Genomic DNA, 23,728 nt, shown 5'->3' on the forward strand with positions numbered 1-23,728 from the left:
CGGGCGTTATTCGGACAGCGCCGCGTCGGCCCAGATCGCCGGTTGCGCGGTGCGCGGACCGGCGGGAGCCCCCGACGACCGGGCCACCAGCTCGACGATCTTCACGCCATCGACATTCGCCTCCAGCGGCGCGGCCGGCTGGCCGAACGCCATCGGCTGCGACGTGGCGAGCAAACGTCCGTCGCCCCAGACCTGGAACACCGTGGTGCCGGACCGGGGCTGTCCGGAATCGTTGATCCCGACCCGTGCCGTGAACCGCCGGAAGCGGTCGTTGCGCACCTCCAGCCGTGAATTGCCGAGCACGCCGATCCCCGTGTCGAACTCCGTGCCCGCCACCCGCATCAGCTTGCCATAGGGCGCCCGGTCGACCTCCGCGCCGCCCCAGCCGCCATATTGCGCGTGGTCGCCGGTGCCGCGCGTCTTCGTCCAGGGCGTGACCGAGCGATAGATGGTGGGATCCGCCTCCGGCACCACGACGCCGTCGACCGCCGGGTTGACCCGTCCGGTCTGTTCGGAAAGGTAAAGCCCCTTTGCCAGACGACGGCTGCCGCTGGCCTTGAAGATCATGGTCTCGTGGGGCGCCAGGGTCATCGCCACTTCTCCGCGAAAGCTTTGCTCCTTGCTTGTCCACAGGTCGCGCAGCCGGACGTCCGCATCCGGTAGCATCTTCAGCTGTTGCGCGGTCAGCACAACCGGGGTGGGGGATGCCGTTCGGTTGAACAAAGCCACCGCCTTGCTGCCGTCGGCCAGCGTCTTGACCAGGATCTGCACCTCCTCGGAATCGAACGCCAGCACCGCTTGGTTGGCCGCCGCGTCCTGGTTCAGCGCGACGATGTCGGCATTGCCGAAGACCGACAGCAGCGCCGGCGTCAGCTTGCGCAAATCATAGCCGATGATGAGGGGCGAGTTGACCATCGCCCACAAGGCGAAGTGCGATCGCGCCTCCGTCAGATGCGCCTCGTCGAAATCGCCGGTGCCGACGAACAGCATGTCCGGGTCGTTCCACGAACCGGGATGCGCATAGAGCGCGCGGTGCGTGACCGTGTCGAAATTGGTCAGCATGCGTGCCCATACCGGCTGGATATCGTCGCTGGTACGTGAACTGTTGCCGACATCCTTGCCCCAGCTTCGCACGTCGCCCGCGCCCCACAGGCACAGCGAATAGACATAGTCGCGGTTGCCGGCATGGCGCCGCAGCGCGTCGTGCACGTCCTGGTACAATGCCCGCACGCCCGCGACATCCGTGCCGCCCAGTGACTGCATGTCCACCAGCGGCGGCAGGGCGCGGTACAGCCCGGACCGGACGCGCGGCGCGTCGGCGGGCAGGCCGCGCACGCCGCATCCGTCGACCTTCAGGTAATCGAAGTTCCAGTCGGCGAAGAACAGCCGGATGTCCTGGTCGACATGGCCGTACAGCCCGACCTCACGCTCCGCGACGCTGCCCTCTGGCTGGTTCTTGAAGTCGGGGGTGTAGATCTGGCCGCAACTGTTGCGGCCGATGTCGGAATACAGCCCCGCCTTCAGCCCCATCGCGTGCAGCCGGTCGGTCAGCGGGCGGAAACTGGGGTTCCGGCCACTCTTCGCCGAGGGAAAGTGGCTGGTGCGGATGATCAGTCGCCCGTCCGGCTGACGGCGTTTGAGCCACCAGCCGTCGTCGATGTTGACGTAGCGATAGCCGAGGGTCGCCAGCTTCGTGTCCACCAGCGCCTGTGCGGAGGCGAGGACCTTTTCCTCGTCCACGTCGCTGTTGAACGCGTTCCACGAGTTCCAGCCCATCGGGGGCAGGGGTGCGTGGCCGTCGGTGTTCGCGCTCCAGCGGCCCGTCGCGGCGAGCGGATCGGCCGCCATCGCCGTGCCCGAACAGCACAGCGCCGCGCCCAGCATCAACCATGCGCGCCTCACTTGGGCAGTTCCGCCGACTGCCGTGCGGTGAAGCTTGTCGACTGGCCCGGAACGCCGGTGCCCGGCTGACCGGATCCCACCGTCACCCGGTACGTGCCCGCCGCGACAGACCGCGCGCCGTCTGGTGCAACGGAGCTGAGGTCGCGCGGCGACAGGGTAAAGGTCAGCGTGCGGCTCTCACCCGGCCGCAGCGAAACGCGCTGGAACCCGCGAAGCGCGACGCGAGGGGCGCCGGGCCGATCCGGGAAGTTCAGGTAGAGTTGCGCCACCTCCTCACCCAAACGCTGGCCCTGATTGGTCAGCCGCGTCGTCACCCGGATGCCGTTCTCCGCCCCGCCACGCAGCGGTGCGACGCTGGGCGTCGTGTAGCCGAAGCTGGTGTAGCTGAGCCCGTATCCGAACGGATAAACCGGCGTGCCGGTGAAATAGCGATAAGTCCGCCCGTTCACGGCATAGTCACCGAACGGCGGCAGGTCCGCGACGCTGCGGTAAAAGGTCAGGGGCAGGCGCCCGGACGGGTTGGTGCGTCCGGTCAGGATGTTGGCCGCGGCGGTGCCGCCGGTTTCGCCGGGGTACCATGCCTCCAGCACGGCCGCCGCATTGTCCTTTGCCCAGCTCAGGTTGATCGGGCTGCCATTCATCGACACCAGCACGATCGGCTTGCCGGTCGCGCGTGCCTGATCCAGCATCGCGAGCTGATCGGCCGGCAGGTCCAGCGTGGTCTTGTCGCCGCCGGAGAAGCCGGGAACCGTCACGCCGGTCTCCTCCGCCTCCAGGTCGGAGGTCAGGCCCACCACCGCGACCAGCACGTCCGCCTGTGCGGCGGCGCGGCGCAGATCGGCGGCGGGCGCGTCCGACACGCGCTTCCACACCAGATCGATGCCGCTGCCCTCCGCACGAATGGCGTAACGCTGTCCGCCCTTCAGCTTCAGCGTGGTCATGCCGGGCAGGTCGTTCCAGCGCGTCTTGCGCCGGTCGGAGATCATCGTGCCGTCCAGGGTCAGCGTACCGCCCGACCCCGACAGGCCGACACGGTAAGTGCCGGTTTCCGGCGGCACCAGGAAGCCGGTCCATTCGGTGTGGTGCACGTCCGCGACGCGGGCCAGGTCCAGGTTGCGATCGCCGACATCGGGTTCGATGCGGGTTTCCACCGGCTCCTTCTGATAGGTGACGGTCGCCACCACCTTCTCGCGCGTGCCCGGCGCGAACTGGCGGGGAAGGGGCGTCGTGGGGTTGTAATAGCGGGCGAGCAGGCCCGGCTTTCCATCGGGCGTCTGCAGCGCCGATGTCGGCACACGGTCGCCGTCCGTCACCGACTCCCCGAACGGGACAAGTGTGACCTGGCTTGCACCCATGGCGGTGCGCAGCCCCTCCAGTATCGACACCGGCTGACCCGACAGGGGCGAGGAGTAGTTGCCGCGCAGCACGCGGGTGGCGTCGCCCAGCGGGCCGATCACCGCGACCTTTGCGCCGGGCTTCAGCGGCAGGACGCCGTTGTTCTTCAACAACACCATGGACCGCTCTGCCGCGGCGAGCGCCAGGCGGCGATGCTCCGGCGCGCCCACCACGCTGGTCGGCAGGGCGGCCGGCGCGCCGGACAGGCCGGCCAGGTCGCCCGTGCGGTACCGTGCGGCGAACAGCCGGACCAGGCTCTGGTCAACGTCCGCCTCCGTAATCAAGTCGCGGCGCAGCGCCTCGCGGTACCGCGCCTCCAGCCCGGCGGTGTCGGACAGCGTCTCGCCGTTGCACTCGTTGTCGACCCCGGTGCGCATCGCGGCGGCGACGGCCGCGGCGCTGTCGGGGGCATATTTGTGGTTGTCGGCGATGTCCTTCACCGCGTCGCAGTCGGACACGACATAGCCCTTGAACCCCCAGGCCCCGCGTAGGTGCTCCTTCAGCAGCAGGTCGCTGGCGCAGGCCGGCTGGCCATCGATGCGGTTATAGGCGCACATCACCGACCCGGCCCGGCCGTCGACCAGTGCCGCGCGGAACGCGGGCAGGTACGTGTCCTCCAGATCGTGCGCGGAGATGTAGACGTTCGCCGCGTGGCGCGTGCCCTCCGGCCCGCTGTGCACTGCGAAATGCTTGGGCGTCGCGATCACCTGTGGCCGGTCGGGGTCCGGGCCCTGCACGCCCGTGACGAACGCCACGCCCATGGTCGCGGTCAGGAACGGATCCTCGCCATAGGTTTCCTGTCCCCGCCCCCAGCGCGGATCGCGGAAGATGTTGATGTTGGGCGACCAGGTGTCCAGGCCCGTGCCGATGCGACCGTTCCTGCCGGTCTGCCGCCCCAGCGTGTGCAGCCCGCGCACCTCCTGGCTGATCGCACCTGCGACATCATGGACGATCGGCGCATCGAAGCTGGCGGCCAGGCCGATCGGTTCGGGGAAATTGGTGGTGGCCAGCGGCCCCAGCGCGCCGTGCAGCGATTCCGTCCACCAGTTATAGGCGGGGATGCCCAGCCGGGGGATGGCGGGCGCGACGTTCAAAAGCTGCGGCAGTTTCTCGTCCAACGTCATGCGCGCGACCAGCGTTTCCGCCATGCGCACCGCCTGATCGGACGCGAGCTGCTGCCGTGCGGGCGCGGACGGCTGGCGTGCCAGCGTCGGCGTGAAGGCAAGCGCCAGACCCGCCGTGGCGAGCGCCGCGGCCCTTGTGGTCATCCCCATGGTCAATCCTCCCTGTGCGGCGGGCTCGTCCGTCCGCCGATGAATGCTATCGCGTCACGGCCACTTCGAACGTGCCGATCGGCAACGGGGCCTCGTCGGCCAGGTTGGTGGCGGGTGCATCGGCCCAGGCGTAGCGCACGCGCGTCACCGGCTGCCCGTCGCCAGCCAACATGACCGTGCTGCCCGCCGCGCGCGCGTTGGCGTAGCGGCAGGTGCCGGGGCCGGTGCCGCACAGCTCGAACCCGATCGCCTGGTTCGATCCGCGTGCGTGCAGCGCCCCCGTGACGCCGGTGAAGCGCAGGGTGATGCTGCCATCCGTGTTGGCGTGCGCGTCGCCGATGGCCGGGCCGGACGGGGCGATCTGTTCGCCATATACCGCCGCGCGCATCACGCGGGCCAGGCGCTGGCCCACCTCGTGCTTTTCACCCGGATGGATGTCCAGCGGATCGCCCGTGTCGAGCGCGACCGCGATTCCGGCATGCGGATCGGCAGCAGCCACCCGCCGCTGCGCATCGCGCACGTCGCCCCAGCCGCTTTCGCCAGGCGCGATCTGCGGGCTGCCGTAGTTGGCGAGCTGGACGACCCCGAAGCCGGTGCCCGGCGTCCCGAACCTGCGTCGCCAATCCGCGATCAGTGCGGTCAGGCGCTTGTCATAGCCAGGAATGGCGGTGTCGGATTCGCCCTGATACCAGGCGATGCCCGCCAGCCGCGTCTGGCCGAGCGGTGCGATCATCGCATTGTACAGCGTTCCCGCGCCGTTGATGTCGTCCCACGACACGCGCGGAGCGGCGCCCGCCAGGCGCTTGGCGATCGCGTAGCGCCAGCCGGTGCCGATCGGCACGCTGGACCCGTCGGCGAACGACAGCCGCATGGTGTCCGCCGGCCCGGTCATGCCGCCATAGGCGTACACGTCGTCGTCGTTGACCGTGATGACGTTGCGCCCCGCCTTCAACGTGCCCGCCGGCAGCGCATAGACCCGCGGCTGCGATGCCAGGCTGCTGCCGCCGATGCCGACGCCGTTGACCCACGTGCGGTCGGCGTCGTCGACGGTTCCCAGCACCAGCGTCGCCGCGCCCTTGGCCTGTTCGGCGGTCAGCTGCACCTCGCGCTGGTACCAGATCATGCCGTTGTAATCGGCCAGCTCCGGCACGCCCCACGTTTCGAAGTTCGTCATCGCGGGCACCGGGCGCCAGTCCAGCGCTGCGTCCGGCTGCCACGGCTCGCGTCCGACGGCGTCGCCCGATCCGGCGCGCCACCACCCTTCCCAGATCGTCGAGGCCTTGCGGTTCGCGGCGGCGGGATCGCGTGCGTACAACGCCAACAGGTCGGCGGCATCGCCCATGCCCGACTGGCGCAGCGCCGGGTTGCTCATCCAGGCGCTGATCCGCGAACCGCCCCAGCTGGAATGAATCGCGCCGATCGGCACCCCGGCCGTGCGGCGCAGCGCCTGGACCATGTAGAAACATGCGGCGGAGAAGCTGGGCACGGTGTCCGGACCGGCAACGGCCCAGCGGGGCTGTTCCGCGAAGCGCGCGACCGGCGATGCCGCGGAAACCTTTGCGACGGTCAGCAGGCGCAGCTTGTCGTCGGGCACGGGATGTGCGTCGGGGATCAGGTCCTGCGCTTGCGAGACCTGCAATTCCATGTTGCTCTGGCCCGAACACAGGAACACGTCGCCGACCAGGATGTCGTGCAGCACGGCCGCGCCGCTCGGCGCCGCGATCGTCAGGTCGTACGGGCCGCCGGCTGGCAGTGCCGGCAGGCTGGCGGTGAAGCGGCCGTCGCGGTCCGCCTTTGCGGATACGCTGCGGCCCGCCAGTGTGATCATCACCGTCTCACCCGCCGCCGCCTCTCCCGCCAGCGTAACGGGCTGGCCGCGCTGGATCACCGCATGGTCGCTTACCACGCCGTCCAGCCGCGGCGCCGCAAGGGCGGGGATGGCTGCGATGGCCGCAAGGGCGCCCAGGCCCAGCCCCGTGATGACGATCCGCATATGTCCGCTTTCCCTTGGCACTAGATCGGCTGAAGGCCGTGTCGCACGATCCGATCGATCAGTTCGCGATGGCCGGGCAGGCTGCTCAGCAATCGCTGCGTCTGCACCTGGTTCTCGCGCCGCGCGCGCCGGGCGAGGGCCATGTCCTCGTCCAGGCTGCCGGGCATCACCGCCGTCCGAGCACCCATGCCGTACAGGACATATTGGTAGCTGGCGGACGGGAACACCTCGTCGGCGCGGTCGAATTCCTCGTGCAGCCAGGGCGACTGGTACTGCCACAACTCCATTAGCGCGCGCAGCCGGTCCGGCATCGTCTCGGCGCGAAGATTGTCGCGCCAGAAGTCCGTGTCGGTCCGCTTGGTCAGCGCGTAATGCAGCTTCAGGAAATCGATGATCCTGCCCCAGCGATAGCTGGTGGTGGCGTTGAAGCGTGCCGCCACCGTGTCCATCACCTCGCGACAGGCGGGCATCTGTTCGGCGATCAGCTTCGCCGACAACTCGATGAGCACGATCGCCGACGCCTCCAGCGGCTCCAGGAAGCCGGCGGCCAATCCGACCGCGACGCAGTTGCGCACCCAGAACCGCTCCCGGTGCCCGGCGCGGATCGGGATGCGCCGGACGGTCAGGTCACGCGCCGCTTCGCCGACATGCGCGCGCAACTGCTGCTCGGCGGTGTCGGCGTCGATGTGGCTGCTGGAAAAGACATGGCCGACGCCGCGCCTGGTCGGCAGGCCGATGTCCCAAATCCATCCCGCACTCTGGGCCGTCGAGATGGTGTGGCTCGCGATCGGCGCAGCGGGGGTGTCATAGGGCACCTGCATCGCCAGCGCGGTGTCGCAGAACAACACGTCGTTGCACGGTTTGAACGGCACCTGCATAGCGCCGCCGATCAGCAGGGCGGAAAAGCCAGTGCAGTCGATGAACAGGTCGCCGTGGATCGTGCCGGCCTGCGCCGTCTCCACGCCGGCGATGTCGCCGTTTTCGGCAAGCTGCACCTGCGTGACATCGGCCAGGACATGGCGGACGCCCAGCGTGTCGCAGCAGTGCCGCTGAAGGAAGTGGTAAAATTTGCCCGCGTCTAGGTGATAGGCGTAATTGGCCTGTCCCTCGAACTCCGGCGTGGCCATCGTCTTGGGGCCGAGCCCTTCGTCGCAGATGCGACCCTGCGGGGTGACGGTGTCGCAGAAATCCTCGTCGCCATCGTCCGCCAGCCAATGCGGCGCGAGGTTCACCTGGCCGAACTGCTGCGGCAGCATCAGCGGGTGGTAATATCCGTCATCCGCCGCGCCGGTGGTCCACCGGTTGAAGCGCGCGCCCTGTTTGAAGGCCGCGTCGCACTGGCGGAAGAACTCTGTCTCGGACACGCCCATGCGCTTCAGCGTGGTGCGCAAGGTCGGCCATGTGCCTTCGCCCACGCCGATGGTCGGTACGTTGGGCGACTCCACCAGCGTCACGGTGAAGCCGTGCGGGCGACGCCCCTGATGCTTCGCCGCGATGACTCCGGCGGTCAGCCAACCGGCGGTGCCGCCGCCGACGATAACGATGTTCCTTACCTGCTGCATGACACTGCACGTTCGAGGAAAAAACGGCGGAGCATGACTATGTCATGCTCCGCTCAGGGGGAGAAGGGTCAGAAGCGGACGCGGGCACCCACGGTGTAGCGGCGGCCATAGTCGAACACGTCCAGCAACTGGTTGCTGTAACGGCCGTGCGTGCTCTGCTGGTTGTTGTTGATGTTCAGGGCCTCTGCGAAGACGCTGAAGTGGCTGTTGATGTCGTAGCTGCTCGTCAGGTCGATCTGGAAGCTCTGGTTGACGAACGTCGGCTCCGACCCGAACGAACCGGTATTCTGGTTCTGGCCGAACTGGAGCAGATACTTGTCACGCCAGTTCAGCGCGGCGCGGAACTGGAAGCCGGCCTTGTCATAGAAGCCGACGAAGTTCGCCGAATTGGCGAGACCCGTGACCGCGAAGCCGCTCTGCGAGATGTCCTTGTCGTCGTACGGACGGTTGGTGTTCACGAAGGTGGCATTGGCCTGGAAGCCGAAGCCGGAGCCGCCGAACACCTGTTGCAGGGCGAGTTCGACGCCGCGAACCGTGGCGTCCGGCCCGTTGACCTGCTGCGACACGGCGAAGCTTGCCGGCTGTCCGGTGGTCGGGTCGATCACTCCGTTGATCGGCTGACGCGTGACGCCGCCGACGACGAAGTTGCTGACGTTCTTCAGGAAGAAGTTCACCGCCAGGTACGAGTTGCGCTGGTAATACCATTCGGCGCCCAGGTCGAAATTGTCGGCCAAGTACGGACGCAGATTGGGGTTGCCGCCGCTCGCCGACAGCGCGTTGACGCGCTGGCCGTTGCCGACGTTCAACACCGGCGTCAGCAGGTTCAGGCCCGGCCGCGTCAGCGTACGTGACGCGTCGAAGCGCAGGATCACATTGTCCGTCAGCTCCAGCTTCGCATCCACGCTGGGCAGCAGATAGGAATATGAGCTCTTGTTCGTCACCGCCTGGATCGGCGTGTAGGTCGGGATGCTTAGCAGCGTCGGATCGGCCGCGCTGGTCACGATCGACGTCGGCAGGCGGCCCTGACCGATCGCGCGCAGGTTGGTCGTCTCGTTGCGCACGCCCGCGTTGAACGTGAAGGGCAGGCCGCCCAGTTCCGTCTTGAAGTTGACGTTCAGGTACAGCGACCAGGTCCGTTCCCGGACGTTCAGGATGCTGCCCGGATCAACCGCCTCATCGAAGGCGCCGCGGAAGCCCAGCAGGCCGTCGCCGCTGGTCGGCGAGGGATAGTTGAAGCCCGGAATGTTCTGCGCGTACGGATTGCCCAGGCTGCTCAGATAGTTCTGATAGGCGACCGGGCTGAACTTGAACACCGACGGGGGCAGGGTGCCCTTGAAGCCGGGGATGAAGTCGTTGAGGCTGATCGAACCCTGATACAGGCTGGCGGGCAGCGGCGAGATGCCGGTGGTACGACCCGACGGACCGCCATAGCCGGCATAGGCCTGCCAGAAGTTGTTGGTGAACGTGCTCTGGTTACGGAAGTCGTAGGTGTCCTGGTAATATTGGCCGCCGGCCTTGATCGTCAGGTCGTCCTGCTTCCACGTGACGTTGCCGCGGAACTGGTACAGTTCATCGGTATTGTGCTGCGTCTGGTTGACGGTCACGTGCGAACCGATGACCGCCTGGTTTGCCCACTGCGCCGCATTGCCGGCCGGACCGTAGTTGGAGATCGACGGGAACGCGTCCTTGCTGTCGCCGGAAATGGCGAAGTTCAGCGTGTTGCCCAGATTGCCGCCATAGCCGATGTCGCCGTTCAGGCTGCCGATGACGTTGCCCGGGTTCAGCCAGCTCTTCGCATAAGCGGCGTCCGCCTCCAGCGTCAGATGCTCGTTGGCGTCGTATTTGACGTTCAGGCCGGTCTGGTTGGTCTGCAGGATCTGCTTGTTCAGCGCCGCGGTGAAGTCGGTCGGCGAGCCGGCCTGGGTGAAGTTCACCGCCGTGCCGTTCTCGTCCAGCTTCACGTTGCGCAGGTCGCTCTGGTTGAACCAGACGCCGAACGCGTAGTTTTCCTGGGTGATGTTCTGACGCGAGAAGTTGTTGTCCAGCGTCACCATCAGGTCGTCGGTGGGGTGGTATTGCAACGACACGCGGGCGTCGACGCGCTCGTCCTCGACGCGCTGCTGCTCGGCGCCATATTGCTGGGGGAACCAGCCGGCCAGCGTCTTGTTCGCCGGCGCGAGCTGCGCGGCGGTGCACGATGGCGTCAGCTGGCACGGGGCGAAGAAGCCGCCCGGCCAACCGGACACATAGACGCGATTGGTGTCGGTATCGCGGCGGGTGTAGATCACGTCGGCCAGCACGCCGAACTTCTCGTTGGCGGAGGTGCTGCTGATCAGCAGGCCGCCGGTCGGCACGACATTCTTGGCGCGGTCCTGGTACGAGCCGGAACCGGTCGCCGCGACGCGGAAGCCGGGATGGTCGAACGGGTTCGGGAACTGGATGTTCACCGTGGCGCCGATCGAGCTGGACGCCAGCGACACGTCCGGCGTCTTGAACACGCTCAGCTGACCGATGAAGTCCACGCCGACGGTGCTGAAATCGATCTGCCGACCACCAGTGGCGGTGGAGATGCGGCGGCCGTCATACAGCGTCGTGTTGAAGTCGCCGCCGAAGCCCCGGACCGAGATGCCGGTCGGCTCGCCGCGCGAGCCAGAGCGCTGGATCGACACGCCCGGCAGACGCTGCAGCGATGCGGCGACGTTGGAATCGGGGAACTTGCCGATATCCTCGGCGGAGATCACGTCCACGACACCCGACGAGGTGCGCTTGATGTCCAGGTTGCGCTGCAGCGAGCCGCGCAGACCGGTGACGATGATGTCCTGGCCGGGCGAATCGCTGCCGACCGAATTGCCCTGCGACGCGTCGGGTGCGGTGGCGGTATCCTGCGGCTGGCCGGCTTCGCTGGCGGAGGTGGTGTTGGCCGTGGCCGGCACCGCCGGCTGCGGCGCGGCCGGCTGGCTGGTGGTGCTGTTCTGCAGGCTGCCCGGATCCTGCTGCTGCGCGGCCGCCGGCGCGGACCAGACCAGCGCCGCAACGCTAGTGGCGCTCGCAAGCAGGCAGGCGCCGCGAAGACGCCGGCGCTGACGGGCAGCAGGGTGCAATGCCGTGTTCATCAACCATCCCCTCTCAAAATGCCGAACCGCCCCTTCTTTTGGGGACGACAGGCGAAACATGTTCTGGTCGCAGGCGTGAGTCGGATTCGGGTCCGATCCGCTGAGACGGTAGCGCTCACAATACGTCGCCCTTTCGCCATTGCAAGTGCTGTCTCACTGGTCGTAATTCGAATGCGAGCGGCGGCGGGTCTTCGGACCCGTGAAGATCGCCGTATGTATGAGGGAGGGGAGGTCCGATGCCTGCTTGGGAAATACTGAATCAGGAGGCACATGCGGGCCTGCGCGTCTCCCGCGCCGTCGATGGCGGCCGGCACTTCGCGCAGATCGTCGCCGACGAGTTCCTGAAGGCGCAGCCCTATTACGCGATCCTCTTCACCAAGCATCCCGAGACGGGCGCGTTCTACGCGGGCGTGGTGATGGGGGTGGAGCCGGGGCGTAACCTGCTGACGGAGCACGGCACGCTGCCCGATTACCGCCCGGCCGATCTGGAACGGCAGGGGTTCTTCGTCGCGGATGGCAACATCGTGATCGATCGCGAGCATGCGGTCTTTTCCGGCCCGGACGGACAGGCATTGTTCGAGCCGGACGGCTCCGCCGCGTTGCCGCTGAAGCGGGTGCAGCAGGCGCTCCACACCCTGGAAAAGGGCATCCCAGAGACGGACGCGATCATCCAGCGCCTTTTGTCGCGCCGCTTATTGGAGCCGATCGATGTGTCGCTCGATTTCGACGATGGCGAGCGGCTGCGGCTGGAGGGGCTGTACACCATCAGCCTGGACGCGCTGCATGCCCTCCCCGACGAGGAGGTATTGGCGATGTTCCGGCAGGGTGATCTGCAACTGGCCTACGCCCAAACAGCGTCCGTCCGCCACCTGCGGACGCTGGGTCGGATCCGCAACAGCAGGTTGCTGGACCCGCGCGCGTGATCGACTCGGCGGAGCTGCCGGCGGAGGCGCTGAGGGACCCGGACAGCTTCCGCACGCTGGTCATGGAACGCTGCGAGCCGGTCGTGCTGCGCGGCGTCGCGCACGACTGGCCGTTGCTTGCCGACGGTGACGTAGCCGGGGTGGTGGATCAGCTTCGCCGGTACGATGCGGGTCGTGACGCGGAGGTGTTCGTCGGCGATCCGGCGATGCGCGCCCGGTACCATTATGACGAGGCGCTGGAGGGGTTCAACTTCACCCGCACGCCCATGCCGTTCCGCGACGCGCTGACCCGCATCGTGGAAAGCGCAGGGCAACCGGATCGGCCCAGCATGTATATGGGTTCGCTGACTTCGGAGACGTATCTGCCCGGCATCGAGCAGGCGACTCGGCTCGCCTTCGTGCCCCCGCATGTGCGGCCGCGGATCTGGATCGGGCATCCCTCCATCGTGGCCTGTCATTACGATACCATGGACAATGTCGCGTGCGTCGCGGCTGGGCGGCGGCGCTTCACCCTGTTTCCGCCGGACGCGATCCGCGACCTGTATGTCGGGCCGATCGACCACACGCTGGCGGGGCAGCCGATCAGCCTGGCGATGGGTAGCGAGCCGGGCGACCCGCGCTTCCCTCGCTTCGAGCAGGCGAGGGGGCGAGCGGTGGTGGTCGACCTGGAGGCGGGCGACGCGCTCTACCTGCCCAAATTATGGTGGCATCAGGTGGAGGCGACCGGGGATTTCAACATCCTGGTCAATTACTGGTGGGACGGATTCGCGGCCGGCCCCGACCAACCCTATGCCGCGATGATGCTGGCGCTGATCGCGATAGCCGATCGGCCGGCGGGTGAGCGGGCAGCATGGCGGGCCTGGTTCGACCATTATGTCTTCCGCCCCGACGGGCACCCGCTCGCCTTTCTGCCGCCGGAGAAACACGGGGTGCTGGAGGCGGGGTCCAAGGCTGCCTATGGCCGCATCCGGACGATGGTGATGCGGATGCTGCGCGGCGCGTAGACGTCTGCGTCACGCGATGGTTGGTGGCGCGCAAGATCCGCCAGAGCGGCGAAGGGTTATCGCTATCGGATGAAAGACAGGTGACGAGCGCAATCCGGCGGTCGCCTTGTTCCTTGGGAAACGCGGGGGCCGAGCAAAAGCCGAAACCTGGATCAACAAAAGGCTATTGATAATCACTCGCAGCACGCTTAGGGGCGCCGCAACGAAAAGGGGAACCCAACGTGTCGCGTGATTGCCTGCACCGCTCAGTCCTGATGGCCAGCCTGATCCTGGCCGCTCCGGTGGCCGCCCAGACCGCGCCCGGCGATCAGGATCGTGACGCGGACAATCGCGACGTCATCGTCGTCGGCAGCCAGTCCGATCGCGGCGTGGCGACATCGGGCACGAAGACCGAGCTTCCGGTCGCGCAGACGCCGCAGTCGATCAGCGTCGTCACCTCCGACGACATCGCCGGCCTGGGCCTCCAGAACCTGAACCAGGTGCTGCGCTTCGTCGCCGGCGTCACCACGGAACAGCGTGGATCGAGCGCGGAGGTCTATGACCAGTTCAAGCTGCGCGGTTTCGACGCGCCGCAGTTCCTCGACGGCCTGCGCCTGATCGGCGGCGCCAGCTATCTCGCGCCCCAGGTCGACGTGTCGCTGCTCGACCGGGTGGAGGTGCTGAAGGGCCCGGCATCCGTGCTGTATGGTCAGTCCGGACCGGGCGGTCTGGTCGCGCTGTCCAGCAAGATGCCGCTGGACCGCGACATGTACGGTGCGATCGCCGGGACGTACGGCACCTATGACCTGTACCGCATCGACGCCGATATCGGCGGCCGCGCGGGCGGCGACGTGCTGTGGCGGCTGTACGGCAGCGCCAATGGCGCGGACACGCAACAGCGTTTCAGCAAGCGCGTGCGCCAGACGGTCGGCGGAGCGGTCACGGCCGGCGCGGGCACGGCGACCAGCTTCACCCTGATCGGTCGCTATTCGCACGATCCGGACAACGGCGCGTACGGCGTGTTCCCCGCGTCCGGTACCTTCCTGACCAACCCCAACGGCCGCCTGTCGACCAAGTTCGACGCGGGCGAGGCCGGCAACCGGTTCCAGCGCGAACAGGCGGCGGTCAGCTACATCTTCAACCATGATTTCGGCGGGGGCTGGGCGCTGCGGTCCGCCGGCCGGTACGAACATGGCACGTCGCAACTGGGCCTGGTGTACGCCAACGGCACCCTGCTCGCGTCCGATCCGACGCAGCAGACGTTCGGCCGGTCATCCTATGCGACCCGCGAAAACTCCAACGCGTGGACCTATGACACCCAGCTGCGCGGCCATGTAAGCACCGGTCCCGTGGAACATACGCTGCTCTTCGGGGTCGATCGTCAGGTCGGGCACGGCTATAGCGACTATGCCTTCGGATCGGGCACGCCGCTCAACGGCTATGCGCCGGTATATGGCACCATGCCCGTTCCCCAGACGCCGGCAACGGTGCCTGACCCGTTTGCGGGCACCAGCCGCCTTCGCGCACGTCAGCAGGGCCTGTATGCGCAGGACCAGATCTCCGTCGGCGGCTTGCGCGTCCTGCTCGGCGGGCGTCAGGACTGGGCGCAGACCGGGTCGGCCGGCCAAGACCTGCAGCATTCGCGCAAGTTCACCTATCGCGCCGGCGCGCTGTACACCACGTCGATCGGGATTGCGCCCTATGTCAGCTATTCCACCTCGTTCGAGCCGCAGACCGGGACGGTCAGCGATCCGAACGGCACCACCGATGTGCCCAAGCCGTCGCAGGGCAAGCAGATCGAGGCCGGCATCAAGTATCAGGTGCCGAACACATCGATCCTGCTGACCGGCGCCTGGTTCCGCATCGAACAGACGAACCTGCTGACCCCGATCCCCAACACGCCCTTCGCCATCCAGACCGGCAAGGTGCGCTCGCAGGGCGTCGAGGTGGAGGCGGTCGCGCCGCTGCCCTATGGTTTCAACGCCCGGCTGGCGTTCAGCCGGCAAAAGGTCCGTACGATTGCCGACGAGAACCCGGCCAACATCGGCAAGGGCATTCTGGGCGTTGGTCGCGGCGGCACCTCCGCGAACCTGGAATGGGCGCCGCAGTCTGGTGCGCTGTCCGGCTTCGCGATCGGCGGCGCGGTGCGTCACGTCGACCGTGTCTATGCCGGCACCTATTTCGATGCCTCCGCCAACGCGCCCGACCATACGCCCAGCTACACGCTGTTCGACGCGCTGGCCCGCTACGATCTGGGCAAGGCGTTTTCGGGGATGCAGGGCGTGACGCTGTCGGTGAACGCCACCAACCTGTTCGACAAGAAGTACATCACCACCTGTTATCTGGATTATGGCTGGTGCTGGTACGGCAATCGCCGTACGGTGCAGGGCACGATCGGCGTCCGCTTCTGACGCGACGGGGCGGGACGGGGGAGGCGTGTGCCGTCGCCCCCTGCCAGCCCCGGTCACCGCCGCTACGCCGCCCGACAGAGCGACGCTGCCTTCCACGCCAACCAGTAGTCAGGCGTCGGACGGATGCGTCGCCATCATGCCCGCGATCTTGTTGGCCAGCGCGTCGATCGAGAACGGCTTGGAGATCATGTCCATGTTCGTGCCGAGGAAGTCGGACCGGATCGCCGCATTCTCCGCGTAACCCGTGACGAACAGGACGGGCAGGTCGGGGCGATGCCGCCGGGCGATCTCCGCCAATTGGCGGCCGTTCATGCCGGGCAGTCCGACATCGGACACCATCAGGTCCAGGTGCCGATCGGACGTCAGCACCGGCAGCGCCTGATCCGCGTTGCCGGCCTCGACGATCACATAGCGCAGGTCTTCCAGCACCTGCCGCACCAGCAGGCGCACGGACGGGTCGTCCTCCACCAGCAGCACCGACTGGCCATCGCCCTCGACCGCCGGGCGCGCCTCCGCATCGTCGGCATCCTGTTCCGGCGCGGCCGCGACCGGCAGGAACAGTTTGACCGATGTGCCCATGCCGGGCTGGCTATGCACCCGCACCTGTCCACCCGCCTGCCGGGCGAAGCCGTAGACCATCGACAGGCCCAGGCCCGTTCCCTCGCCCATCGGCTTGGTGGAAAAGAACGGCTCGAACACCCGCTCCAGGACCTCGGGCTCCATGCCGACGCCCGTGTCGGACACCGACACCACGACATAGCGGCCCGCCGCGACCTCCGGCCGGGCGACGGCGTAGCGCGCGTCCAGTTCGACCACCGTCGTCTCGATCGTCAGCGTGCCGCCGTCGGGCATGGCGTCGCGCGCGTTGATCGCCAGGTTCAGGATCGCGTTTTCCAGCTGGTTGACGTCGGTGGTCGCCGGCGGCAGGCCCGGATGCGGCACGATGGTCAGCCTGATGTTCTCGCGCACCGAGCGCAGCAACAGGTCCTCCAGCGACGCCACCACCGCATCCACGTCGGTCGCGCGCATGTCCAGCGACTGGCGCCGCGAAAAGGCCAGCAGGCGCGCGGTCAACGCCGCCGCCCGCTGGGCGGACACGCTGGCCGCGTCCATAAATCGTTCCAGATCGTCGAACCGGCCGTTCGCCAGCCGCCGCTTCATGATGTCCATCGCGCCGATCACGCCGGTCAGCATGTTATTGAAATCATGCGCGATACCGCCGGTCAGCTGGCCCACCGCCTCCATCTTCTGGCTTTGGCGCAGCGCGGCCTCGACATCCGCGCGGCGTTCCATTTCATCTTCCAGCGCGGCCGTGCGGTCGGCCACGGCCCGCTCCAGATCCTCCTCGACCTCGCGCCGGTCGGTGATGTCGATCGCGAAGATGTAGAACCCGTCCACCCCGCCCGCGTCGGTGTGCCGGGGCAGGTAGCGGATGTCGGCGTCGCGGCGTCGGCCGTCGCGGTGCGGCCAGGGCAGGATCAGCCGCACCTCTTCCCCGGCCAGCGCGCGACGCATCGCAGCCTCCCGCTCGGCAAAGGCGTCCGCGCCGACGATGTCGATGATGCGACGGCCGATCACCTGATCGGGCGTCTTGTACATCCAGTCCTCATAGGCCCTGTTCGCGAAGCGGTAGTGCAGGTCGGGCGTGACAAAGGCGATCAGCACCGGCAGCGAATCCGCGATCAGCCGCAACTCGGCCTCGCTGGCGGCGGTCGCGCGACGTGCGGCCTCCACCTCCATCAGGCGGTCGCGCGTCTCGAACTGTTTCTGCCGGGACCGCATCGCGGATGCGATGGTGCTGGTCAGCGATGCGGACCCGATCGGCCGTTCCAGGACGATGGCGTTGGTGAAGGACGCGATCAGCGCCACCCGCGTCCGTTCCACCGCCTCCGACTGGCCGGGCCGTCGTGCGGCGAGCAGGACGAAGGGTATGTCCGACCAGGCGGGCTGGGCATCCAGCGCGGCGCGCAGTGCGGCGCGGTCCCCGGCCAGCGCCTCCTCCGTCATCACCACCACGCCGGCCTGATCGTCCAATGCCGAGACGACGGCGGTCAGGTCGGGGCAGACCTGCGCCCGGTATCCCTGATCGCTGAGCAGTGCCACGACGCTGTCGGCGTCGCGCCCGAACGGGGCCGCGACCAGCACCTTGTATCCTTCGGCGGCTTGGCGATGGCCCAAGGTCAGCGGTCTTCCATCAGTGGCAATCGGTCGCCGACATATTCCGGCGTTCCCGTCAGCACACCCTTGAACGCGACCAACGGGGCGCCGACACGCACACCCTGCGTATCGATCCGAAGTTCGCGGATCGTATCCTCGTGCAATCCGGCCCGGTTCTTCAGTACGGAAATTGCCTTGCGCAGCCGCCCTTCCGCCTCGAAGAAGCGCAACATCACAACCGTATCGGCGACATAGGATACGTTGAGGTTGGACGCCATCGTCCCGAGCAGACCCTGTTGAGGGTTGATGAGGAACGTCACCACGCCCCTTTGACTGAGGTATGACAGCAACTCGTGGATTTGCAGGATAAGCTGCTGTTCCTGCGGCATGGCGGCAAGATAGCCGTTCAGGCTGTCGATCGCGATTATCCGCGCGTTGCGTTCCTCCACCTCTCGCCGGACGCGGGCGGCGAACTCGCCCGGTGCAAGCTCTGCGGGATCGATCTGCTGGATCACCAGGCACCCGCTGTCGATGTGGCGTTGCAGGTCCATGCCGAACGCGCGGGCTCGCGCCAGCAGCGTCCCGATACGCTCGTCGAATTCGTAGATCGTGGTCGCTTCGCCCCGCTCGCACGCGGCGTAGATATATTGCAGTACCAAGGTCGTCTTGCCGGTACCCGCCGGTCCCGTGACCAATGTGCTGGTGCCCCGTAAGGGACCGCCGTTCAGCAGCGCGTCGAGTTCCGGGACTCCGCTCGGCACCGGGTCCCCGACGAAGCTGGCATGATGATCCGCCGCGATCAGGCGAGGATAGACGTCCAGTCCGCCGCGTCGGATCGTGAAATCGTGGAAACCCGCGACGAAATCCACGCCGCGCAGTTTCTGCACCTGCAATCGGCGGCGTGCCGCCCCGAAGTCGAGCGTCAGCCGTTCCAGCGTGATGACGCCGTGACACAGGCTGTGCAGATGGGTGTCGCCGCCATGATCGCGCGACGCGGTCAGGTCGTCGACCAGCACCACGGTGGTGCTGCGCCCGGCGAAGAACTGCTTCAGCGCCAGCACCTGCCGCCGGTAGCGGAGCGGGTCCTGCGCCAGCAGTCGCATTTCCGACAGGCTGTCGAACACCACGCGGGTCGGCTGGACGCGCTCCACCTCCTGCTGGATCAGCCGGATCGTGCCGGTGAGTTCCACCTCCCATGAATGCAGGATCGACTGTTCCTGATCCTGCCCGAGTACGTCCTCCGCAGAGCTGAGTTCGAACACGTCGAAATCCTCGATGCTCCAACCGTGGGAGGCGGCGACCACGGCCAGTTCCTCCTTGGTTTCGGACAGGGTGATGTACAGCGCCCGCTCGCCATTGCTGGCCGCCTGACGCAGGAATTGCAGCGCCAGCGTCGTCTTGCCGGACCCAGGCGCCCCCTCCAACAGGTACAGCCGGTGCGCTGGCATGCCTCCATGAAGGATTTGATCCAGGCCAGAATTTCCAGTCGGGATGGTCTTGGCTGCCGTCATCGTCCCCGTCGCGTCGTTGCTTCGCGCGACCCTAGCCACATGGTCGGGGGATGAACAGATGGCCGGAGCGGCTCAGAAGTAAGCGGCAGCGCTCGATGCGGCGGCATGACGGGTGCGAGCCGTCACCTCTCGGGTCAGGGGAACGGCGGGGCGGGGCCGGCGGTTCGTGCCCCCGTGAAGGACATTTCCGCCGGACGCTCGCTCTACCCAGCCACCTCGCCATGGCCGCCGATCGCATGTGGCATCGCCGTGATCCTGCTCGCCCTTGTGCTCGCTGGCGTCGTGGGCGCGATCGTAGACCGATACCCGTTCGCCATCGACCGCACGATCATCGAGGGGCTGCGGCAATGGGCCGGGCCGGCTGGGCTGCGCGGTGCCGCGGTGAATCTGACGTCGCTCGGCAGCGTCGCCGTGCTGACGCTGGTGGTGGTCGGCGTGGCGGGCCTGCTGTTCGTTCAGCGCCTGTGGCTCACCGCGCTGACGACGATCCTGGCATGCTGGAGCGGCGGCTGGGCGGTGACGCTGGTCAAGTCGCATGTCGCGCGCCCGCGTCCCGATCTGGTCCCGCATTGGGTGGACGTCGTCAACACCAGCTTCCCCAGCGGCCATGCCGCAGGCAGCGCCACCGTGTACCTGACGATGGCGGCGCTGGCGTCGGAGGTGGTGCGCGGCCGCGCGGCCCGGCGCTACATCCTGGCGGTCGCGGTCCTGCTGGTAGGCGCGATCGGGGTCAGCCGCGTGTATCTGGGCGTCCACTGGCCGACCGACGTGCTCGCCGGCTGGTGCTTCGGCACGCTGTGGGCGCTCGGATGGTGGATCGCGACCGCCGGCGCGCGCAGGTCACTCGCCCGCGCGCTGCCGGAGACGGAACGGCCAAACGCCGGCGGCTGAGCCGGTCAGCGGCCCCGTTCGGCCAGCTTCCGCTCCCAGGCCAGCGCGTCGGTGACGATGGTCGTCAGGTCGTCGCGCTTCGGACGCCAGGGCAGGGCGGCCAGGATCGCGCCATTGTCCGCGACCAGCTCGGCCGGATCGCCCGCGCGGCGTCCTTCCATGCGGCGCTCGATCGTCATGTTGGTGACCCGGTCCACCGCATCCAGCACCTCCAGCACCGAGAAACCGCGGCCATAGCCGCAGTTCAGCGTGTGGCTCTCGCCGGGCTGCTCGATCAGCAGGGTCAGCGCGGCGACATGCGCGTCGGCCAGATCGGACACATGGATATAATCGCGCACGCCCGTGCCGTCGCGGGTCGCGAAGTCGGTGCCGTACACGCCGACCGCCGGACGCTTGCCGGTCGCCGCCTCCACCGCGATCTTGATCAGGTGGGTCGCCCCGATCGTGGACTGGCCCGATCGTCCCTGCGGATCGGCGCCCGCGACGTTGAAGTACCGCAGAGCGCAATAGTTGATCGGGTGGGCGGCGGCGACGTCCTTCAGCATGATTTCCGTCATCAGCTTGGACATGCCGTACGGATTGATCGGCTGCTTGGGATCGCCCTCCTTGATCGGCACGCGCTCGGGCGTGCCGTACGTGGCGGCGGTGGACGAGAAGATGAAGTGCGCGACGCCCTCCGCCACCGCGCTCTCGACCAGGCTGCGCGACGCGGCGGTGTTGTTGCGATAGTATTTCAGCGGGTCGGTGACGCTCTCCGGCACCACCACCGATCCGGCGAAGTGCATGATCGCGCGGACGTGGTGATCGCGGATCGCGGCGCGTACCGCATCCTCGTCGGACACGTTGGCCACCACCAGCGTCGCACGCGGATCGACCGCCCAGTCGAATCCGGTGACCAGATTGTCGAGCACGACCACCTCGTACCCCGCGTCCAGCAGGGCCAGCACGGCATGGCTGCCGATATAGCCGGCGCCGCCGGTCACCATCACCTTGCCGTCCAACATTCGCGCACTCCTTGCGGGTTTGCGCCGGCCTAGCGGCATCCTACATTCGCGGCAAAGGAGTTCAGGTATGACGATCGAACAAGTGACGCTGGCAGGCGGCTGTTTCTGGTGCACGGAGGCGGTGTTCAAGGATGTGATCGGCGTCCAGGGCGTCGAGTCCGGCTATATCGGCGGCCGGGTCGAAAATCCGACCTACAAGCAGGTGTGCTGTGGCGACACCGGCCATGCGGAGGCGATCCGGGTCGCGTTCGACACGGATCAGGTCAACCTGTCCGACATCCTCGACATCTTCTTCGCGACGCATGATCCGACGCAGCTGAACCGTCAGGGCAACGACGTCGGCACGCAGTACCGGTCCGCCATGTTCCCTGCGGACGAGGGGCAGGAGCGGGAGATGCGCGCCGCGATCGAGCGGGCGCAGGCCGACAGCCAAAAGCCGATCGTCACCACGATCGAACCGATGGCGACATGGTACCCGGCGGAAGGGTATCACCAGGATTACTGGGAAACCTCCGGCCGCTCGAACCCCTATTGCATGGCGGTGATCCCGCCCAAGCTGCAAAAACTGCGCAAGAGCTTCGCCGCCCGGTCGCGTGGGCAGAGCCAGGCGGTCGCCTGAGGGGCTAGCGGGTGGCTGCGCGGGCGAGGCGGTCGTTGATCGCCTCGCCGATGCCGCTGTCCGGGATCGGCGCGACGGCGATGCTCGCCTTCGCGCCGGCGTCCGCGGCGTGGAGCGCATCGAACAGCCGCGCCGCCGCTTCCACCACGTTCCCCGACGGGGAGAGGTTGATGTCGCCCGCGACCGCGCCGAAACCGATCAGGCACTCCTCGTCTGCCGCCGTCACCGCATGGAGGCGAAGCGGCTTGGCGGGCGCGTAATGGGTGGCGAGTTGACCCGGAGCAACCGGCTGCGCGGTGGCTTCGCCGCCTGCGCGCGTGGCGCTGCCGTCCGGAAACAGCGCATCGGTGGCGATCGGTCCCGGCCGCAACACCTGCCGCCCCCGAACGATGGTCGATTCCAATCCCGCTTCGCACGCCCCATCGTCGATGACGAACGGCACGTGGCTGCCCAGGCTGGCCACAACATGCGCCGCGCGGGTCGGGCTGATCCCGTTGGAGCGGTTGGCCGATGGCGCGGCCAGCGGGCGATCCGCCGCGGCGAGCAACGCCTGCATCGCGCGGTGCGCCGGTACGCGGATCGCCACCGTGTCGAGCCCGGCCGTGGCCAGCCGGGCGATCGGCGCATCGGGGCGCAGCGGCAGCACCAGCGTCAGCGGCCCTGGCCAGAAGCGTTCCGCCAGATCGCGCGCGTCGGTGTCGATCACCGCCAGTGCTTCGGCGGCGGCCAGATCAGCGACATGGACGATCAGCGGGTTGAAGCTCGGCCGCCCCTTCGCCGCATAGATGCGCGCCACCGCGTCCGCATTACCCGCATCGGCGGCCAGCCCGTACACCGTCTCGGTCGGCACCGCGACGATATCGCCGCCGCGGATCAGCGCCGCCGCCTCTGCCACCGCGTCCGCATCAAAGGCGCGGACGATCGGCGCCTCCGGACAGGATGGGCCGGTAGAGGCGGGAAGGGCTGGATCGACCATCGGCGGCCGCTATAGCCGCGCCGACCAAGGAGTTAAACATATGCCACCCGTTCCCGCCCTTGGCCGCCCGGCCGGACACGACGCTGCGTCGGCATGGCCGCTGTCGTCGGTGCGCGCATGAGCTTCGACCTCGACGCCTACCTCGGTCGCCTGCGTCTGCCGGCCCGCGTCACGCTCGACGCGGAAGGGCTGGGTCGGTTGCAGCGTTCGCACCGTCTGGCGATTCCGTTCGAGAATCTCGACATCATGATGGGGCGTGGCATCGGCATCGACACCGACGCCGTGTTCGCCAAGCTGGTGGCGGCGGAGCGGGGCGGGGTGTGTTTCGAACATGGCCGGCTGTTCCTCGATGCCCTCGCCGCGCTCGGCTTCGTCGCGCGGCCGCTGCTCGCGCGGGTGTGGCTGGGTGCGGCCGATGTGCCGCCGCTGACCCACACGCTGGCGTTGGTGACGATCGAGGGACAGGAGTGGATCGCCGACACCGGCTTCGGCGGCAGCTACACGCCGCCCATGCCGCTGGTCGATGGCGCGGAGGCGACCGCGCCCGACGGCGCCCGCTTTCGCCTGCAAAGAGACGCTGCGCTCGGCTGGATGCTGTTCCGTCAGGGCGATGCTGCCACCACGGACGGTCGCGGGACGGGAGAGGGGTGGCGCGCGCAGTACAGCTTCGCGACAGCGGAGGTGGTGGCCGCCGCCGACTTGGCGATGGGTGCGCATTGGGCGGCGACGGCGCCGGGCACGCGCTTCACTACCCATCATGTCGTCAGCATCGTGCTGCCCCATGGCTTCGCCAGCCTGACGGACCGCGCCTATCGCCGGCGCGCCGGGCAGGAGGAGGCGAGCGGCACGATCGAGGACCCGCGCGTGTACCGCATGCGCCTGGGCCTGATGTTCGGCATCGCGCTCACCCGGGAGGAGGTGGCGGCGCTGCCGCTGTTCGCCACCACGCATTGAGGCTGGGGTGGCGCAGGATCGGCGGTCGCGGCCGGTCCTCCGCTACGGAGCCCACTCCGG

15 protein-coding genes are annotated in these 23,728 nt (G+C 67.8%); 6 read left to right on the forward strand and 9 right to left on the reverse strand.

Annotated elements, in window-relative coordinates; genetic code table 11:
• Positions 1–6 precede the first annotated feature (6 nt).
• The 5 genes from BMX37_RS09480 to BMX37_RS09500 form a co-directional block, all read right to left on the reverse strand.
• On the reverse strand, positions 7–1,884 hold the full coding sequence (locus BMX37_RS09480) for an NPCBM/NEW2 domain-containing protein (RefSeq protein WP_093665495.1): 1,878 nt from the start codon (positions 1,882–1,884) through the stop codon (positions 7–9).
• Positions 1,885–1,898: 14 nt separating this feature from the next.
• On the reverse strand, positions 1,899–4,571 hold the full coding sequence (locus BMX37_RS09485) for a glycoside hydrolase family 3 C-terminal domain-containing protein (protein WP_093665496.1): 2,673 nt from the start codon (positions 4,569–4,571) through the stop codon (positions 1,899–1,901).
• A 46-nt stretch (positions 4,572–4,617) separates the two neighbouring features.
• Entirely contained in the window at positions 4,618–6,564 is a 1,947-nt protein-coding gene (locus tag BMX37_RS09490) for a sialate O-acetylesterase (RefSeq protein ID WP_093665497.1), read from the reverse strand.
• Positions 6,565–6,584: 20 nt separating this feature from the next.
• On the reverse strand, positions 6,585–8,126 hold the full coding sequence (locus BMX37_RS09495) for a tryptophan halogenase family protein (RefSeq protein ID WP_093665498.1): 1,542 nt from the start codon (positions 8,124–8,126) through the stop codon (positions 6,585–6,587).
• 68 nt (positions 8,127–8,194) lie between these two features.
• On the reverse strand, positions 8,195–11,239 hold the full coding sequence (locus BMX37_RS09500; protein ID WP_093665499.1) for a TonB-dependent receptor: 3,045 nt from the start codon (positions 11,237–11,239) through the stop codon (positions 8,195–8,197).
• A gap of 236 nt (positions 11,240–11,475) precedes the next feature.
• Between BMX37_RS09500 and BMX37_RS09505 the strand changes: the two genes are divergently transcribed.
• The 3 genes from BMX37_RS09505 to BMX37_RS09515 all read left to right on the forward strand — a co-directional run bounded on the left by BMX37_RS09505 (position 11,476) and on the right by BMX37_RS09515 (position 15,556).
• Positions 11,476–12,162, forward strand: coding sequence for a SapC family protein (locus BMX37_RS09505; RefSeq protein WP_093665500.1), 687 nt, complete (start codon positions 11,476–11,478; stop codon positions 12,160–12,162).
• A complete protein-coding gene (locus BMX37_RS09510) occupies positions 12,159–13,166 on the forward strand; it encodes a cupin-like domain-containing protein (RefSeq protein ID WP_244501506.1) in 1,008 nt (335 codons plus the stop codon). Before BMX37_RS09505 ends, BMX37_RS09510 begins: the two co-directional genes overlap by 4 nt.
• A gap of 221 nt (positions 13,167–13,387) precedes the next feature.
• Positions 13,388–15,556 carry a TonB-dependent siderophore receptor gene (locus BMX37_RS09515; protein WP_244501507.1) on the forward strand — a complete coding sequence of 723 codons (2,169 nt, stop codon included), beginning with the start codon at positions 13,388–13,390 and terminating at the stop codon, positions 15,554–15,556.
• A gap of 108 nt (positions 15,557–15,664) precedes the next feature.
• On the opposite strand, the gene BMX37_RS09520 is transcribed toward BMX37_RS09515, so the two are convergent.
• Both BMX37_RS09520 and BMX37_RS09525 read right to left on the reverse strand, forming a co-directional pair.
• Positions 15,665–17,701, reverse strand: coding sequence for a PAS domain-containing sensor histidine kinase (locus BMX37_RS09520; RefSeq protein ID WP_212611425.1), 2,037 nt, complete (start codon positions 17,699–17,701; stop codon positions 15,665–15,667).
• A gap of 35 nt (positions 17,702–17,736) precedes the next feature.
• Complete coding sequence (locus BMX37_RS09525) at positions 17,737–19,224, reverse strand: ATPase domain-containing protein (protein ID WP_093665661.1); 1,488 nt, start codon at positions 19,222–19,224, stop codon at positions 17,737–17,739.
• Between the two features lie 174 nt (positions 19,225–19,398).
• Between BMX37_RS09525 and BMX37_RS09530 the strand changes: the two genes are divergently transcribed.
• A complete protein-coding gene (locus BMX37_RS09530) occupies positions 19,399–20,115 on the forward strand; it encodes a phosphatase PAP2 family protein (RefSeq protein WP_244501509.1) in 717 nt (238 codons plus the stop codon).
• 5 nt (positions 20,116–20,120) lie between these two features.
• On the opposite strand, the gene galE is transcribed toward BMX37_RS09530, so the two are convergent.
• Positions 20,121–21,119 (reverse strand): UDP-glucose 4-epimerase GalE, encoded by a 999-nt coding sequence (gene galE, locus BMX37_RS09535; protein WP_093665503.1) that lies wholly within the window; start codon positions 21,117–21,119, stop codon positions 20,121–20,123.
• A 67-nt stretch (positions 21,120–21,186) separates the two neighbouring features.
• Here galE and msrA point away from each other — a divergent pair, with 67 nt between their 5' ends.
• The gene (gene msrA / locus BMX37_RS09540; RefSeq protein WP_093665504.1) at positions 21,187–21,738 is read left to right on the forward strand and encodes a peptide-methionine (S)-S-oxide reductase MsrA; all 552 of its coding nucleotides are present in this window, start codon (positions 21,187–21,189) and stop codon (positions 21,736–21,738) included.
• A gap of 4 nt (positions 21,739–21,742) precedes the next feature.
• Here msrA and BMX37_RS09545 read toward each other — a convergent pair whose 3' ends face one another.
• On the reverse strand, positions 21,743–22,714 hold the full coding sequence (locus tag BMX37_RS09545) for an L-threonylcarbamoyladenylate synthase (RefSeq protein WP_093665505.1): 972 nt from the start codon (positions 22,712–22,714) through the stop codon (positions 21,743–21,745).
• A 93-nt stretch (positions 22,715–22,807) separates the two neighbouring features.
• Between BMX37_RS09545 and BMX37_RS09550 the strand changes: the two genes are divergently transcribed.
• Positions 22,808–23,668: an arylamine N-acetyltransferase family protein gene (locus BMX37_RS09550; protein WP_244501510.1), complete on the forward strand. Its 861-nt coding sequence runs from the start codon at positions 22,808–22,810 to the stop codon at positions 23,666–23,668.
• Positions 23,669–23,728: the final 60 nt, after the last annotated feature.

It is taken from the genome of Sphingomonas gellani (genome assembly GCF_900110035.1).
Classification (GTDB): Bacteria; Pseudomonadota; Alphaproteobacteria; order Sphingomonadales; family Sphingomonadaceae; genus Sphingomonas; species Sphingomonas gellani.

Coding starts and splice junctions, on each gene's coding strand:
- galE (WP_093665503.1), bottom strand. CDS start 21,119: ATGTTGGACGGCAAGGTGATGGTGACCGGCGGCGCCGGCTATATCGGC.
- BMX37_RS09525 (WP_093665661.1), bottom strand. CDS start 19,224: ATGACGGCAGCCAAGACCATCCCGACTGGAAATTCTGGCCTGGATCAA.
- BMX37_RS09485 (WP_093665496.1), bottom strand. CDS start 4,571: ATGGGGATGACCACAAGGGCCGCGGCGCTCGCCACGGCGGGTCTGGCG.
- BMX37_RS09550 (WP_244501510.1), top strand. CDS start 22,808: ATGGCCGCTGTCGTCGGTGCGCGCATGAGCTTCGACCTCGACGCCTAC.
- BMX37_RS09545 (WP_093665505.1), bottom strand. CDS start 22,714: ATGGTCGATCCAGCCCTTCCCGCCTCTACCGGCCCATCCTGTCCGGAG.
- BMX37_RS09480 (WP_093665495.1), bottom strand. CDS start 1,884: ATGCTGGGCGCGGCGCTGTGCTGTTCGGGCACGGCGATGGCGGCCGAT.
- BMX37_RS09500 (WP_093665499.1), bottom strand. CDS start 11,239: ATGAACACGGCATTGCACCCTGCTGCCCGTCAGCGCCGGCGTCTTCGC.
- msrA (WP_093665504.1), top strand. CDS start 21,187: ATGACGATCGAACAAGTGACGCTGGCAGGCGGCTGTTTCTGGTGCACG.
- BMX37_RS09490 (WP_093665497.1), bottom strand. CDS start 6,564: ATGCGGATCGTCATCACGGGGCTGGGCCTGGGCGCCCTTGCGGCCATC.
- BMX37_RS09505 (WP_093665500.1), top strand. CDS start 11,476: ATGCCTGCTTGGGAAATACTGAATCAGGAGGCACATGCGGGCCTGCGC.
- BMX37_RS09495 (WP_093665498.1), bottom strand. CDS start 8,126: ATGCAGCAGGTAAGGAACATCGTTATCGTCGGCGGCGGCACCGCCGGT.